General features: G+C 43.1%; 15 protein-coding genes and 2 pseudogenes. 12 read left to right on the top strand and 5 right to left on the bottom strand.

Features of this window, described 5'->3' with window-relative positions; all coding sequences use genetic code 11:
* Nucleotide 1 precedes the first annotated feature (1 nt).
* From FFV08_08920 to FFV08_08875, 10 genes and pseudogenes are all read left to right on the top strand, one after another.
* Nucleotides 2-1,072, top strand: coding sequence for a UDP-N-acetylglucosamine--N-acetylmuramyl-(pentapeptide) pyrophosphoryl-undecaprenol N-acetylglucosamine transferase (locus FFV08_08920; GenBank protein QLB52710.1), 1,071 nt, complete (start codon nt 2-4; stop codon nt 1,070-1,072).
* The gene (locus tag FFV08_08915; GenBank protein QLB52709.1) at nt 1,069-2,223 is read left to right on the top strand and encodes an FtsQ-type POTRA domain-containing protein; all 1,155 of its coding nucleotides are present in this window, start codon (nt 1,069-1,071) and stop codon (nt 2,221-2,223) included. The genes FFV08_08920 and FFV08_08915 overlap by 4 nt, the downstream gene beginning before the upstream one ends.
* A gap of 178 nt (nt 2,224-2,401) precedes the next feature.
* Nucleotides 2,402-3,760: a cell division protein FtsA gene (gene ftsA / locus FFV08_08910; GenBank protein ID QLB52708.1), complete on the top strand. Its 1,359-nt coding sequence runs from the start codon at nt 2,402-2,404 to the stop codon at nt 3,758-3,760.
* 16 nt (nt 3,761-3,776) lie between these two features.
* Nucleotides 3,777-5,054, top strand: coding sequence for a cell division protein FtsZ (gene ftsZ / locus FFV08_08905; GenBank protein QLB52707.1), 1,278 nt, complete (start codon nt 3,777-3,779; stop codon nt 5,052-5,054).
* Between the two features lie 8 nt (nt 5,055-5,062).
* A pseudogene (locus FFV08_08900) lies at nt 5,063-5,733 on the top strand (YggS family pyridoxal phosphate-dependent enzyme).
* A gap of 9 nt (nt 5,734-5,742) precedes the next feature.
* Entirely contained in the window at nt 5,743-6,330 is a 588-nt protein-coding gene (locus FFV08_08895; protein QLB52706.1) for a cell division protein SepF, read from the top strand.
* 5 nt (nt 6,331-6,335) lie between these two features.
* Entirely contained in the window at nt 6,336-6,611 is a 276-nt protein-coding gene (locus tag FFV08_08890; GenBank protein QLB52705.1) for a YggT family protein, read from the top strand.
* A complete protein-coding gene (locus FFV08_08885) occupies nt 6,608-7,393 on the top strand; it encodes an RNA-binding protein (protein ID QLB52704.1) in 786 nt (261 codons plus the stop codon). Before FFV08_08890 ends, FFV08_08885 begins: the two co-directional genes overlap by 4 nt.
* 9 nt (nt 7,394-7,402) lie before the next feature.
* A complete protein-coding gene (locus FFV08_08880; GenBank protein QLB52703.1) occupies nt 7,403-8,197 on the top strand; it encodes a DivIVA domain-containing protein in 795 nt (264 codons plus the stop codon).
* 282 nt (nt 8,198-8,479) lie between these two features.
* The gene (locus FFV08_08875; GenBank protein QLB52702.1) at nt 8,480-11,272 is read left to right on the top strand and encodes an isoleucine--tRNA ligase; all 2,793 of its coding nucleotides are present in this window, start codon (nt 8,480-8,482) and stop codon (nt 11,270-11,272) included.
* 35 nt (nt 11,273-11,307) lie between these two features.
* Here the strand turns inward: FFV08_08875 and FFV08_08870 are convergent, their stop codons facing one another.
* Nucleotides 11,308-12,564 (bottom strand): ISL3 family transposase, encoded by a 1,257-nt coding sequence (locus FFV08_08870; GenBank protein QLB53293.1) that lies wholly within the window; start codon nt 12,562-12,564, stop codon nt 11,308-11,310.
* A 273-nt stretch (nt 12,565-12,837) separates the two neighbouring features.
* Nucleotides 12,838-13,293, bottom strand: coding sequence for a MarR family transcriptional regulator (locus FFV08_08865; protein QLB52701.1), 456 nt, complete (start codon nt 13,291-13,293; stop codon nt 12,838-12,840).
* Between the two features lie 22 nt (nt 13,294-13,315).
* Between FFV08_08865 and FFV08_08860 the strand changes: the two genes are divergently transcribed.
* Nucleotides 13,316-13,750 (top strand): GNAT family N-acetyltransferase, encoded by a 435-nt coding sequence (locus tag FFV08_08860; protein ID QLB52700.1) that lies wholly within the window; start codon nt 13,316-13,318, stop codon nt 13,748-13,750.
* Between the two features lie 26 nt (nt 13,751-13,776).
* Here the strand turns inward: FFV08_08860 and FFV08_08855 are convergent, their stop codons facing one another.
* The 3 genes and pseudogenes from FFV08_08855 to FFV08_08845 all read right to left on the bottom strand — a co-directional run bounded on the left by FFV08_08855 (nt 13,777) and on the right by FFV08_08845 (nt 14,783).
* Nucleotides 13,777-14,079: a DUF1827 family protein gene (locus FFV08_08855; protein ID QLB52699.1), complete on the bottom strand. Its 303-nt coding sequence runs from the start codon at nt 14,077-14,079 to the stop codon at nt 13,777-13,779.
* Nucleotides 14,080-14,146: 67 nt separating this feature from the next.
* On the bottom strand, nt 14,147-14,596 hold the full coding sequence (locus FFV08_08850) for an NUDIX hydrolase (protein QLB52698.1): 450 nt from the start codon (nt 14,594-14,596) through the stop codon (nt 14,147-14,149).
* 77 nt (nt 14,597-14,673) lie between these two features.
* Nucleotides 14,674-14,783: pseudogene (locus tag FFV08_08845) on the bottom strand (hypothetical protein).
* 39 nt (nt 14,784-14,822) lie between these two features.
* Here FFV08_08845 and FFV08_08840 point away from each other — a divergent pair.
* On the top strand, nt 14,823-15,722 hold the full coding sequence (locus FFV08_08840; protein ID QLB52697.1) for a YafY family transcriptional regulator: 900 nt from the start codon (nt 14,823-14,825) through the stop codon (nt 15,720-15,722).
* Nucleotides 15,723-15,738 lie beyond the last annotated feature (16 nt).

Below are 15,738 nucleotides of genomic sequence, written 5' to 3'. Positions count from 1 at the left end.
GATGAAAAAGATTGTATTTACAGGCGGAGGAACGGTTGGGCATGTAACCCTCAACCTTCTCCTGATTCCAAAATTTGTCAAAGAAGGCTGGCAGGTCCACTATATTGGCGATAAGCATGGTATTGAGTATCAGGAAATCCAAAAGTCAGGATTGGACGTGACCTTCCATTCGGTAGCTACGGGTAAGCTTCGCCGCTACTTTTCATGGCAGAATCTGCTGGATGGCTTTAAGGTCGTCTGGGGCATTTTCCAGTCGCTGGGCATTATGCTCAAGGTACGGCCGCAGGCTCTCTTTTCTAAGGGAGGCTTTGTATCTGTTCCGCCAGTGATTGCAGCGCGTCTATCAGGAGTGCCCGTCTATGTTCATGAGTCGGATCTATCCATTGGCTTGGCCAATAAAATAGCCTATAAGTGTGCGACCAAGATGTATGCGACCTTTGAGCAAAGTTCCAGTCTGACCAAGATTGAGCATGTCGGAGCTGTGACCAAGGTCGGTAACCAAGAGTCAGTCGCACCGCAGGAACTAGAAGAAATCCGTCAGTGTTTTGATAAAGAACTGCCCACCCTGCTTTTTGTCGGAGGTTCTGCAGGTGCTAAGGTCTTTAATGACTTTGTCAGCCAGAATCAAGCTGCGCTGACCGAACGCTACAACGTTATCAATCTGACAGGCGATGCAAGTTTAGATGTTTTGTCTGAACGTCTCTTTCGCAGAGCCTATGTGACCGACCTCTACCAGCCTTTGATGGACTTGGCAGATGTAGTGGTGACACGCGGCGGTTCCAATACAATCTTTGAGCTCTTGGCCATGGCTAAGCTGCATATTATCGTTCCTCTGGGACGCGAAGCCAGCCGCGGCGATCAGATTGAAAATGCGGATTATTTTGTGAAAAAGGGATATGCTAAGCAATTGGCAGAGGAACAGCTGGATATGAGCCATTTACAAACAGCCCTTGATGACCTTTTGGCTAATCAAGCTTCTTATCATCAAGCTATGCAAAATTCTCAGGAAATCAAGTCTGTAGATGAATTTTATGCTTTATTGAAGGCGGATATTGACAAAGGAAAGAAATGAGCAAGAAAAACCACGATGAGCCAAAGGAAGAGGTAAGTGAGCACCTCTCTGAATGGCAGAAACGAAACAAAGAATATCTTGAAAAGAAGGCTCAGGAAGAAGCCAGCAAACAAAAGGAGCTGGAAGGAGAGGAAGCAAAAGAAGCTGAAGCTGAGGACTCAATCGAAGGCGGAGAAATAGCTGAAGAGACGGAAGAAGATGACTCATCTTATGAAGAGGAAGAAACAGAATATTTGGGAAATGACTCATCTGAAGCTGAGCTAGAGACCGAATTGAGCGAGAAAGAGCGCAAAAAACTGGAGAAACTTCAGAAAAAGGCAGAAAAAGAAGCTTCTAAGATTCGTATCCCGAGGATTCATATTTATCGGGCGCTGCCGGTTTTGCTGGGCAGTGGCTTGATTTTTCTCCTGTCAGTTTATTTTTTGACGCCACTGGCGACCATGAAAACAATCGAATTTTCAGGGAACCAAATGGTCAGTCAGGAAGACCTGCTCAAAAGCAGTAAGATTGATGAGAGGGACTATACTTTAACAACCTTTATCAATGGCGGCTATCATATCCGCAATATGAAAGCGTCTAGTCCTTGGATTAACAATCTGGAGATGACTTATCAGTTTCCGATTACTTTTCAGGTAAAGGTCAAGGAGTACGAAGTTCTGGCCTATCTGCATGAGGGAGGCCAATACTATCCTATTCTGACAAATGGGGAGATTATTTCGGAACCGACTGCTGCAGATTCTTTGCCAGAAACCCATATTTCGATAGAGTTTTCAGATAAAAAATTGATTAAGGAATTTGCCCTTCAAATTGAAAAGGTACCGGCTTCGATTAAGAAAAATATTAAGACAGTTCAGCTGACTCCAAGCAATGTGACACCGGACTTGGTTACGCTGACCATGCATGATGGCAATAAAATTTTGGTACCAATTTCGCATATTGCCAAAAAACTGCCATATTACAAGGGAATCCAATCACAGCTGGAAGAGGGTGTACCTAGTGTTGTAGATATGGAAGCAGGAATTTTTAGTTATGTTGAAGGAGCTCAAAACGAGTCGTCTTCTTCTGACGAAGAAAAGCAAGAAACAGAAGAGGAACCGACGGGACAGCAAACAGAGCAAGCGGCTGAGCAGCTGACAGAAAGTCAGGAATAAGAACCTGCAGAGCCGCAAAATTCGACAGAAAACCCGGCAAATAACGAAAATCGCTAAATTATATGTAGAAAAACTGCACATTTTCATTTTCTTTATGTTATAATAAAGCTTGGGTAACTCTAATTTTTAGCGTTATTAGTATAGACCGGAAACATGGAAGATAGAGAGGACTGGTGTAATGGCTAGAGACGGCTTTTTTACTGGATTAGATATAGGAACTAGCTCAATTAAAGTGTTGGTGGCAGAGCACATCAACGATGAAATAAATGTTATTGGAGTCAGCAATGCGAAAAGTGCTGGCGTTAAAGATGGAATTATTGTTGATATTGAGGCTGCAGCTGCTGCTATTAAGACAGCTATTTCTCAAGCAGAAGAAAAAGCAGGCATTTCAATTGGTTTAGTTAATGTCGGACTTCCGGCTAATCTCTTACAGATTGAGCCTACTCAGGGTATGATTCCTGTGACTAGTGATTCTAAGGAAATCACAGATACAGATGTAGAGAATGTTGTTAGATCTGCTCTGACGAAGAGTATGACTCCTGACCGCGAAGTGATTACTTTCATCCCAGAAGAGTTTGTAGTGGATGGTTTCCAAGGGATTCGTGATCCACGCGGTATGATGGGGATTCGCTTAGAGATGCGTGGTCTTCTCTACACTGGACCACGGACTATTCTCCACAACCTCCGCAAGACAGTGGAGCGCGCGGGAGTTCAGCTTGAGAACGTTATTATCTCCCCATTAGCTATAACTAAGTCAATCTTGAATGAAGGGGAACGTGAGTTTGGTGCAAGTGTTATTGATATGGGCGGCGGCCAAACTACAGTAGCTTCTGTTAGAGGTCAAGAACTTCAATATACGAATATATACCAAGAAGGCGGCGACTATGTAACCAAGGATATTTCTAAGGTTTTGAAGACTTCGCAAAAGTTAGCTGAAAGTCTCAAGTTTAACTATGGTTCTGCTTATGTTCCTGAAGCTGGGACAGAGTCCTTCCAAGTAGAAGTGATTGGCGAGATTGAGCCGGTTGAAGTAACTGAAAAGTATCTGGCTGAGATTATTTCTGCTCGTATCCAACATATTTTTGAGCAAATCAAACGCGATTTGGATAGAAGGCATCTTCTCGAGTTGCCAGGCGGCATTGTGATTATCGGTGGAGCAGCAATTCTTCCAGGAGTAGTTGAACTGGCTCAGGAAGTATTTGGCGTGAATGTCAAGCTTTATGTGCCAAATCAAATCGGCATTCGCAATCCAGCCTTTGCACATGTTATCAGCCTGTCAGAGTATGCTGGAAACTTAACAGATGTGGATATGCTGGCTCAGGTCGCTGTTCATGGTGATGAGCAACTGCGCCATCGACCTGTATCATTTGACCGTCCTGCTCAGTCAGTACCACACTTTGAACCTCAACTAGCTGATGAAATTCCTGAGGAGCCGGTCCAAGAAGTTCCAGTTGCCAGTGCTGATGTGCCAAACCAAGAACCAAAACCCGGTATTACAGATCGGATGCGCAACCTAATTGGCAAAATGTTTGATTAAGGAGAATACAGAGAATATGACATTTTCATTTGACGCTGCTGCTGCACAAGGCGCAGTAATTAAAGTTATTGGTGTCGGTGGAGGTGGCGGTAATGCCATCAACCGAATGATTGATGAAGGTGTTGCTGGTGTTGAATTCATCGCAGCAAATACAGATGTTCAAGCTCTTAGCAGTGCCAAAGCTGAAACAGTTATTCAGCTCGGTCCTAAGCTGACTCGCGGACTTGGTGCCGGAGGTCAGCCTGAAGTTGGCCGCAAGGCTGCTGAAGAAAGCGAAGAAGTCCTGACTGAAGCTCTGCAAGGAGCAGATATGGTCTTCATCACTGCTGGTATGGGTGGTGGATCTGGGACAGGTGCTGCTCCAGTAATTGCTCGTATCGCAAAGAATGTTGGTGCTCTGACTGTTGCTGTAGTTACACGTCCTTTCGGTTTTGAAGGAAGCAAGCGTGGAACTTTTGCAGTAGAAGGAATCAACGAACTTCGCGAGCATGTAGACACACTCTTGATTATCTCAAATAACAACTTGCTTGAAATTGTAGATAAGAAGACTCCACTTCTTGAAGCACTTAGTGAAGCAGATAATGTTCTTCGCCAAGGTGTCCAAGGGATTACCGACTTGATTACCAGCCCAGGACTGATTAACCTTGACTTTGCCGACGTGAAAACAGTTATGGCAGACAAGGGTAATGCTTTGATGGGAATTGGTGTTGGTAGCGGTGAAGAACGCGTTATCGAAGCTGCTCGCAAAGCTATTTACTCACCTCTTTTGGAAACAACCATTGATGGCGCAGAGGACGTAATTGTCAACGTTACTGGTGGCCTAGATATGACCTTGATTGAAGCTGAAGAAGCTTCAGAAATTGTCAACCAAGCAGCAGGTCATGGTGTGAACATCTGGCTCGGTACTGCTATTGACGAGTCCATGAAGGATGAAATCCGCGTGACTGTTGTGGCTACCGGTGTACGTCAGGACAAGGTTGAAAAGGTCAGCGGTATTCGTCAGACACAGCAGCCTACTGGCCCAAGCCGTCCGCAGCAAGTTGAGCCAAATCGCGAAGTTCGCTCAGGACAGTTTGACCGAAACTTTGATATGACCGAAACAGTTGATATTCCTACTCCAAGCCGTCAAAGAACGGATACACCTAAAGGTTCAGCCTTTGGTGATTGGGATCTTCGCCGTGAAGCGATTGTTCGTCAGGCAGAACCAAGTTCTTCAGCCCGCGTGGAGCGCTATGCAGAAACTAATGAAGATGATGATGAGTTGGAAACACCTCCATTCTTCAGAAATCGTTAATCTAAATCATGAATTTGCAGAATAATAAAGAGTTGGTCTTTCAGTCCGTCGCTCAGGCGGCGGAGCAAGCCAGCGTTTGAAAGATTCAGTAAATATCATTGCGGTTACCAAATATGTTGACTGTGAAACAACTCAGGAGCTTGTCCGTACAGGTATTCAGCATATCGGAGAAAATCGGGTAGATAAATTTCTAGAAAAATACCGTGCTCTGAAAGATGAGAATCTGACCTGGCACCTGATCGGCAGTTTGCAGAGGAGAAAAGTCAAGGATGTGATTAACTATGTTGATTACTTTCATGCCTTAGATTCTGTGAAATTGGCCAAGGAGATTGACAAACGAGCCCAACATGTGATTAAATGTTTCCTGCAGGTGAATATTTCTAAAGAAGAAAGCAAGCATGGCTTTTTGGTTGAAGATTTAGAAATTGTCCTTCCTGAGCTTGAAAGATTAGAAAACATTCAAATTGTGGGATTGATGACTATGGCTCCGTTTGAAGCTAGTCATGAGGAGCTGAATCAAATTTTTGAAAAGGCTCAGCAACTGCAAAAAGAATTAAAAAAGAAACAGTTAACAAATATGCCCTTTTCTGAGTTAAGCATGGGAATGAGCCGTGATTATCCAGAAGCAATTGCCCATGGCTCGACCTATGTCAGAATTGGTACAGCATTTTTTAAATAGGAAAGAAATATGTCATTAAAAGATAGATTTGATAAATTTATAGATTATTTTACAGAAGATGGAGATGAGACTGAGCTTCAGGAGCAGACGGTTAGTAGACCAGCAGCACCTGTCAAACAGAAGCCTGAGTTGGTTCAGCCTAAGCCAGTCAGAGAGAGTAAGCCAGCTCCTCGTCCGGCTGCTGCGGCCAAGCCACAGCCCAAACCGCAGCCCCAGCAGAAATCTTCGACAGAGAATATTACCAGACTGCATGCCCGTCAGCAGGAATTGGCTCAGCACCGTGCAAATGCGGATGAGAAGATTACGATTGATGTTCGTTATCCGAGGAGATATGAGGAAGCGACTGAAATTGTTGACCTGCTTTTGGCCAATGAAAGCATCCTGATTGACTTCCAGTATATGACTGAGGTACAGGCTCGACGTTGTTTAGACTACCTAGACGGTGCTCGTTATGTTTTGGCTGGAAATTTGAAAAAAGTTGCAAGCACTATGTATTTGCTGACTCCGATTAATGTAGTGGTAAATGTGGAAGATATCCGCCTGCCAAACGATGTTGAAATCAGCGAATTCGACTTTGATATGAAGCGCAGTAGGTAAGAGATATGTTATATTTTGTAATTCGTGCCATCTCTAATCTTGTCGACCTTTATAGCATTGCCTTGATTGTCTATGCACTTCTATCTTGGTTTCCAGGAGCCTATCAAACCAAATTCGGAGAGTTTCTAACACGAATTGTAGAACCGTATTTAAAACTTTTCCGCCGTCTTCCCTTGCAGTTTGCAGGGCTGGATTTTACCGTTTGGGTTGCAATTCTGGCTTTAAACCTTTTAAATCGTGTAGTCTTTTATTTAATAAGCATCTTACTAATGTTATTATGATGAAAGATTTATATCAACACTTTTCGCATGAGGATCGAGAGTGTATTGATAGGAGTTTGGAACTGCTTCAGCGGGTTCAAGATACCTACGCGTTTGAAACAACGTCTTTTCTGAATCCCCATCAGGTTTCGATTCTGAAGAATATTGGCAAGCAATATGATGTGCAAGTCTTTGCTAGTTCGGATTATTTTCCCAGTGAACTGGCAAGAGTTCTTGTGGCGCCTTCTTATTACCAACTGAATATGGATGATTTTGAATTGAGCTTGCTGGAAATTTCCTATGCAAGCAAATTTTATAAAATCAGTCATTCGCAGATTTTGGGCACTCTTCTCAATCGATTAGGGATTGAAAGACGGATTTTTGGTGATATCCTTGTGGTGGGGGACCGTGCTCAGCTCTTTGTAGATAAAAGACTGGCCCAGTATTTTATAGACCATGTCACTAAAATAGCAAAGATGCCTGTTAGACTAAAGGAAGTTTCCTTTGCAGAACAGCTGAAAGAGCAGAAGCAAGCTGTTACCAGAGAAATTTTAGCATCTAGTCTTCGCTTGGATAAGTTGGTAGCCAGCACTTTTAAGTTATCGAGGAGTCAGGCTGCTCAGCTGATTTCTGGCAAGCATGTGAAAATGAACTACGCTGTTAATGACAATCCCAGCCAGCAAGTTGGGCTTGAAGACTTGATAAGCGTTAGACGATTTGGAAGATTTAAGGTTTTAAGAGAAAATGGCCTTTCCAAGAATGGAAAACATAAGTTAACCGTTGAATTATTAGCTAGTAAATGAGGAGGAACTATGACACTTACAGCATTAGAAATTAAAGATAAATCCTTTGGAACCAAGTTTAGAGGCTATGATGTTGAAGAGGTAGATGAATTCCTTGACATCGTTGTCCGTGACTATGAGGACTTGGTTCGCGAAAACCACGAAAAAGAAGCAAAAATTCGCAATCTGGAAGAACGTCTGACATATTTTGATGAGATGAAAGACTCTCTCAGCCAGTCTGTTTTGATTGCTCAAGATACGGCTGAGCGCGTTAAAGTTGCTGCCAACGAGCGGTCTACGAATATTGTCCGTCAGGCAGAGCAGGATGCGCAGCATTTGTTGGATGGAGCTAAGTACAAGGCTGATGAGATTTTACGTCAGGCAGCTGATAATGCTAAGAAAGTAGCCATTGAAACAGAAGAACTGAAAAACAAAACACGTGTCTTCCATCAACGTTTGAAATCAACCATTGAGAGCCAACTCAGCATTGTGGATTCATCTGAGTGGGAAGAAATCCTGCGTCCGACAGCTACTTATCTGCAGACCAGTGATGAAGCTTTCAAGGAAGTTGTATCTGAGGTCCTGGGAGAAGAAGCAGTTGTTCGTGAGGAAGAAGTGGATGTGACTCGTCAATTTTCTCCAGAAGAAATGGCTGAGCTGCAAGAGCGCATTGAAGCTGCTAATCGTGAATTAGCTGCGACCCAAGCCTTTTCTCCGCTTAGTGATGAAGATATAGAAGCTCACGCAGCTGAGGAAAACTCAGAAGCTGACCATCACGATGATGATACAAATGGGGAACAAAAAGTTCCTGTAAATATTTTATAATTTTAAAGAAGATAAGATTGTAAAAACACAGACCAAGCAAAATACTTTCAGCGAGCAGATGATGGTGAGAGATCTGCAGTCCATCTTGCTTGGGCTATCATTTTACAGAACTTTCGTCTGAAATCAGTAGGATGAGACGGCAGTCCACGTTACGGATAAAGAGGGGCAAGAGGAGCGCCATGCTATTGTCTTGCCTAAAAAAAGGTGGTACCGCGAATTTTCGTCCTTTTTGGAGAAGATTGCGGTTTTTAATTTGTATTTTTAAAAATAAAGAGGAATAGAATGAAACTGAAAGAAACACTCAATCTTGGGAAAACTGCTTTTCCTATGCGGGCCGGTCTACCAAATAAGGAACCACTCTGGCAGAAAGAATGGGATGAAGCTAAGCTGTATCAACGTCGTCAGGAACTGAATGAAGACAAGCCGCACTTTATCCTGCATGATGGCCCTCCCTATGCTAACGGGAATATTCACGTCGGGCATGCCATGAATAAGATTTCCAAAGATATCATTGTTCGCTCAAAGTCTATGGCTGGCTACTATGCGCCCTACATTCCAGGATGGGATACGCATGGTCTTCCGATTGAGCAGGTCTTGGCAAAGCAAGGCATTAAGCGCAAAGAGCTAGACTTGGTAGACTACCTCAATATGTGTCGGGACTATGCTCTCAGCCAAGTCGAAAAGCAAAAAGAAGACTTCAAGCGTTTGGGTGTTTCTGGTGATTGGGAAAATCCTTATGTAACCTTGACACCAGATTATGAAGCCGCTCAGATCCGCGTCTTTGGTGAAATGGCTAAGAAAGGATACATTTACCGTGGTGCTAAGCCCGTTTACTGGTCTTGGTCTTCTGAGTCAGCTTTGGCTGAAGCGGAAATTGAATACCATGATTTGGTTTCCACCTCTCTCTACTATGCTAACCGTGTCAAAGATGGCAAAGGGGTCTTGGACACAGATACTTACATTGTCGTATGGACAACAACTCCATTTACCATTACAGCCTCTCGCGGTTTGACTGTAGGAGCAGATATTGACTACGTTTTGGTTCAGCCTGCGGGTGAAAGTCGCAAGTTTATTGTAGCGTCTGAATTGTTGAATAGTTTGTCTGAGAAATTTGGCTGGGCTGATGTTCAAGTTTTGGATACCTACCGTGGTCAAGAATTGAACCACATCGTGACAGTTCACCCATGGGATACTGCTGTAGATGAGTTGGTCATTTTGGGTGACCACGTTACGACTGACTCTGGTACTGGTATTGTCCATACTGCGCCTGGTTTTGGTGAGGATGACTACCATGTCGGTGTAGCCAATGGACTGGAAGTTGCTGTGACAGTCAATGAGCGCGGTATCATGATGGAAAATGCTGGTCCTGACTTTGAAGGCCAGTTCTATGATAAGGTTGTGCCAACAGTTATTGAAAAACTTGGTGACTTGCTCCTTGCTCAGGAAGAAATTTCTCACTCTTATCCATTTGACTGGCGTACTAAGAAGCCAATCATCTGGCGGGCAGTACCACAGTGGTTTGCATCTGTTTCTAAATTCCGTCAAGAAATCTTAGATGAAATTGACAAGGTTAAATTCCATTCTGAATGGGGGAAAGTACGCCTCTACAATATGATTCGTGACCGTGGTGACTGGGTTATCTCTCGTCAGCGGGCTTGGGGAGTTCCACTTCCAATCTTCTATGCCGAAGACGGAACACCAATCATGACAGCAGAAACCATCGAACACGTGGCTCAGCTTTTTGAGGAGCACGGCTCTATCGTCTGGTGGAAGCGTGAAGCAAAAGACCTCTTACCAGAAGGATTTACTCATCCAGGTTCTCCAAACGGCGAATTTACCAAGGAAACGGACATCATGGACGTTTGGTTTGACTCAGGTTCATCATGGAATGGGGTAGTGGTCAACCGTCCGGAATTGACTTACCCGGCTGATCTTTATCTAGAAGGTTCAGACCAATACCGTGGTTGGTTTAACTCTTCACTCATCACATCGGTTGCCAACCATGGTGTGGCCCCTTACAAACAAATCTTGTCACAAGGCTTTGCCTTAGATGGTAAGGGTGAAAAGATGTCTAAATCCCTTGGAAATACCATTGCTCCAAGTGACGTGGAAAAACAATTCGGTGCGGAAATCTTGCGTCTCTGGGTAACCAGTGTAGACTCTAGCAACGACGTTCGTATCTCTATGGATATCTTGAGCCAAGTTTCTGAAACCTATCGTAAGATTCGGAATACCTTGCGTTTCTTGATTGCCAATACCTCTGACTTTAATCCAGCTGAGGATGCCGTAGCTTACGAAGAACTTCGCTCCGTTGATAAATACATGACTATCCGCTTCAATCAATTAGTAGAGACTATTCGCAAGGCTTATGTGGACTTTGAGTTTCTGACTATTTATAAAGCGATTGTCAACTTTGTGACCGTTGACTTGTCCGCTTTCTATCTGGACTTTGCCAAAGATGTCGTCTATATCGAAGCAGCTAAATCATTGGAACGTCGTCAAATGCAGACTGTTTTCTATGACATTTTGGTCAAGATTACCAAGCTGTTGACGCCGATTCTGCCACACACAGCAGAAGAAATTTGGTCTTACCTAGAGCATGAAGAGGAAGAATTTGTTCAATTATCTGAATTGCCTGAAGCTCAGACTTTCCCAAATCAAGAAGAAATTTTGGACACTTGGTCTGCCTTTATGGACTTCCGCAGTCAAGCTCAGAAAGCCTTGGAAGAAGCCCGCAATGAGAAGGTTATCGGGAAATCGCTGGAAGCACATCTGACTGTCTATCCGAATGAAGTCATCAAGACCTTGCTGGAAGCGGTCAACAGCGATGTGGCTCAGCTTCTCATTGTTTCTCAATTGACGATTGTTGATGGTCCTGCTCCAGAAGGCGCTCTAGTCTTTGAAGATGTAGCTTTTGTCGTAGAGCATGCGCAGGGGCAAGTCTGTGATCGATGCCGCCGCATTGATACAACAGTTAAAGAGCGCAGTTATCAAGCCCTTGTCTGTGACCACTGTGCAGAAATTTTAGAAGAAAATTTCGCTCAAGCTGTCTCAGAAGGCTTTGAGAGCAAGTAAATTTGGCTCTTTGTCAACTGTAGTTGGTAGAAAGTTTAAATCCGAGAGAGGACCAAATTGGTTCTCTCTTTTTGTATGTTCAAAGCGAGGAGGATTTTAGTTCTAAAGTTCTTAAAATTGCGAAAGCCGAAGGCCGCTCGTTTGATATCCTTGATGAGCTTGTTGGTAGCCTCGAGCTTGGCGTTGGAATAGTCGAACTGGAGTGCATTTGTGATGTAAGGTTTGAGTTTTAGGAAGCTCTCAAAAACTCTTTTGAAGGTCGAATTGACAAGATTCATGTTGTCTTCGATGATTTCAAAAAATTCTGTAGTACGTTTCTCTTGGAAATGGAAGAGCAAGAGCTGGTAGAGATCGTAGTAATAACGGAGTTCTTCTGAGAATTGAAGTGTCTTGTCCACGATTTCCTTAGGCTTTAGGGTCTGCCTAAAGGTCTTGGAATAAAAGCGATGACGAGACAGTTTTCTGCTTTCTCTCTGAAATAGTCGCCAGTGGTTTTTCAGCGCACGATAAGGCAGAGATTTCTTGTCAAAGGTCTTCATGATAGCGATTCGAGTGGTCATCATGGCTTTGCCAAGATGTTGGACGATGTGAAACCTATCCAACACAATTCTGGCCTTAGGAAATAGTTGCTTGATGATTGGAATGTAAGTGCCAGACATGTCCACGGTCACGACTTTGACCTGTTCTCTGACCTTTCTCGGGTAGCGGTAGAAATAATTTTTGATGGTATTCTGGCGATTGTTTTCGAGGAGGGCGATGATTTTCCTGGTCTCGAAATCCTGTGCAATGAAGGCTAATTTGCCTTTGTTCCTAGAAAATTCATCCCAGGAGATGACCTCGGGAAGTTTGGTGTAATCCTCTTTGAAAGTGAACTGAGCCAGCTTTCTCTGGACGGTTGAGACGGAGATGTGGAGGGTTCTGGCAATATCGGTATTGGCTCGATTTTCGGTCAAGAGCTGGGTGAGCTTCTTCCAGACCAGGTGTGAAATCTGGTGGTTCTTGTCTACGATGGGTGTCTCAGCTACGGTCACCCGATGACAAGATTTACACTGAAATCGCCGCTTCTTGAGACGGAGCAGAGTTGGAAACCCTTGTGCATCCAAGAGTGGGATTTTAGAGGACCTCTGAAAACCGTACTTAATCATCTTACCGCCGCAGTGAGGGCAGGAAGGAGCTGCATAATCCAGTCTAGCCCGAATTTCAAGATGGGTCTGGTGCTGCAAGATGAAGGTAATTTTGATATTTAAGTCTTTCATTCCCAGCAATTCTGTGGTATTCTTGATGTGTTCCATATGAGTCTTTCTAATGAGTTGTTTGCGCTTTTCATTATAGGTCGTATGGGACTTTTTGTATACATTCAAAAAGCCCTATAACCTCTGTGTCGGATTTACCAACTACAGATATTATAGAGCCGTAAATTTCCAAAATAAAAAATGGCTTTGCCCTTTAGTGGTAAGCCATTTTTTAGATAGACAGATTGATTTGAAAATTTGTTAATTTGTTAAATTAAAACTAAATTAGAAAAAAGAAACAGTTGCATTTGCAACTGTTTTCTGTTATACTACTTATAACTTAGGAGAGTCTATTTTAGCTAGAATATTTTGGAGCTGAAAGAGTTCAGAGGAAGTCAGTTGCTGCAGAGCCTGACTGGTGTAGGTATTTTCAAAGCCAATCAGTTGGTCATAGAGTTTGAGAGCCTGATTGCTAGGATAGAGCTCTTTGAACTTTTTATTTTGAACTTTGGTCTTTTTGATAATCAAGCCCCTATCTTCCAGCTTTCGTAACGAGCGGCTGAGCGTAGTTTTATCAATCTGCACCATTTCTGCCAGTTGTGATTGGCTGAGACCTTCATTCTCGACGATGCGAATGAGCAGTAGAAACAAATTATTGTCTAGGCCGTAGTTACTGGCTTTCTGATTCATTTGCATCATGGCCTGTCTAGAAATAAAGCCCATTTGTCGGAAAAGTTGACGGTAATCCATAGGAACTCCTTGATAGTTGCATTTGCACTTATTATACATTAAAAAGTTAGAGGAAACAAGTATGTGGTCTAGGAAAAAATTAACAGAGTTGAACCCGATAGAATTTTATCAAATCTTAAAATTGCGCATTGACACCTTTGTGGTAGAGCAGGGGCGCGTTTATCATGAACTGGATGAGAAGGACCTAGAAGCAGTGCACGTTTACCATGCTAATGAAAAAGGGGAAATTGATGCTTATGCTCGGGTCTTTGAAGAGGGAGAGCATTTAGTCTTTGGTCGAGTAGTCACAGCCCGGTCTGTACGAGGACAGGGATTGGGAGGACAGCTTATCAGAGAAATCTTGCAATTATGTGCTGAAAAGTGGCCAGGAAAGGAAATTGAAATAGAGGCTCAGGAGCAGGTGGCTGCTCTCTATGAAAAGTATGGCTTCAAGGCGGTTGGTCAACCCTTTATTTTTGAATCGACGCCTCACATTACCATGATCTATAAAGAATAAAAAAACTAAGGCGATGACCTTAGTTTTTACTGTTTAACAGGAATGGAAATTTCGATTAGATTATTAGCGTAAATCGTTCGGATAGCAGCTCTATCAATAGCATTTGCATCAATTTTTCTCTTCAAGAAAAATTCTCTAATTTTTTCGATTTCCTGTTCGCGTACAGCACGGTGCATGTTTGAAATCAAAATTTCATAGTGAAGAGGAGCTTGTGTAAAAACAACATCGCTGTTTCCAGCAGAATAAACTTCGACTAATATCGCATCGGTGCTTTCCAATTGGCTTTTGACAAGGTCAGCATGACTGTTTGTTGTATTAATAAGCTTCATACGATTTCCTCCTGTTTTATACCTGCTATTATTATAACATGTTTGCTATAAATTGTGAATGATTTCTTTAAGCTTTAAGCGCATTTTTCCAGGCTTGGATACCCCATTTATGGCTGCCGCGTTTGAGTATTTCAATAGCTTCATCGACTGGGAACCAGGCAAGCTGATTGAAATCTTCCAGCGGTTTTTGGACTTCTTGGAAAGAGGTGACCTCATACAGGTAGGCTGGGTTGTAAAAATAGGTGTCGCGATGGCGGGAGTAAAAATATTCATCAGCTTGTCCAAGATAGCGTCCAAGCTGGGCTGTGAATCCAAGTTCTTCCATAAGCTCGCGTTCAAGGGCAGTCTGATGGTTTTTCCCCCCTTCAATCTCTCCACCGGGCAGAAACCAAGCCCCATTAGGCGCCTGGACCAAAATAATCTTTTCTTTCTTTTCATCTGGGATAACGGCATAGACTCCGTAGCGGGTCACATATTCTACATTTGCTTCCTTTTCACCAAAGGTTGGATTTGTCATTCTAATATCCTCAATCTCTAGTCAGTTTACTATCTATCATAATGGACTAAGGACCAGCTGTCAAGAATTTACTCAATTTATTGAACAGAAAAAGAATGATAGTCCTTGAAATAAATCCCCTTCAAATAATAAATTCCTTCCTCCGACCGTTTTAAAAAAACTCTTCTTTATGGGAATGGTAAAACATTTATAGAAGAAATTGTTATAATAGTAGCGAGGTGGTTTTATGACAGAAAGCAGACTTTTTAAAATCTTATATCTTCTTTTAGAGCAAGGCCGCACAACAGCTCCCGAATTAGCCTCACTATTTGAAGTATCCATCCGGACCATCTATCGAGATGTGGATAAGCTGAGTTTGGCAGGAATCCCCATCTATTGCAGCCCAGGCAAGGGCGGGGGTATTTTTCTGATGAAGGATTTTGTCTTAGACAAGGCCTTGTTTTCAGAGTCTGAGAGGGATGAGCTATTAGCTGCTCTTCAAGGCTTCCAGATTTTAACAGATGGCGAGCAAGTAGAGACCTTGGCTAAGCTGCAGTCTTTGTTTCAAGTTCAGGCGACTTCTTGGCTAGAGGTGGATTTCACTGACTGGCGCAAGAAAGCAGATCAGAAAGAACTGTTTGATACCATTAAGCAGGCGATCTTGCAAAGAAGAGTCTTGTCATTTTCTTACTTGAATGGGCGTGGAGAAAGAGAGCAGCGCAAGATAGAGGTGCTGAAGTTAGTATTTAAAAGCCAAAACTGGTATGTTGCTGGCTTTTGTCGTTTAAGACAAGCCCCGCGCTTTTTTAAACTCAACAGAATGAGAGACTGTCAGATGTTAGAGGAACGATTTAAGCAGAGAGTCTTGGATGAGAGATTTAGTCCTGAAGAGCGGCTAAGATATACTGTAAAAGTCTTCTTGAAATTTGACAGGAAGCATGCCTTTCGAGTGTACGAGGAGTTTTCAGAAGCAGAGATAGAGGAGACTGATGGGAGCCTTTATGTCCAAACGCATTTGCCGAGTCACGATAGTCTTTATACCTACTTGCTATCCTTTTTGGATGGAGTTGAAATCATGGAGCCGCCTCGTTTACGGGAAGAATTCAAAGAAAAGTTAAAAGCCATTGCCGATATTTATAAAAGCTGACAGAGGTTGTCAGCTT

The organism is Streptococcus sanguinis (genome assembly GCA_013378335.1).
GTDB lineage: Bacteria > Bacillota > Bacilli > Lactobacillales > Streptococcaceae > Streptococcus > Streptococcus sanguinis_I.
Note: the sequence above shows the minus strand (reverse complement) of the source record. Positions and strands in the feature narration are given on the sequence as shown.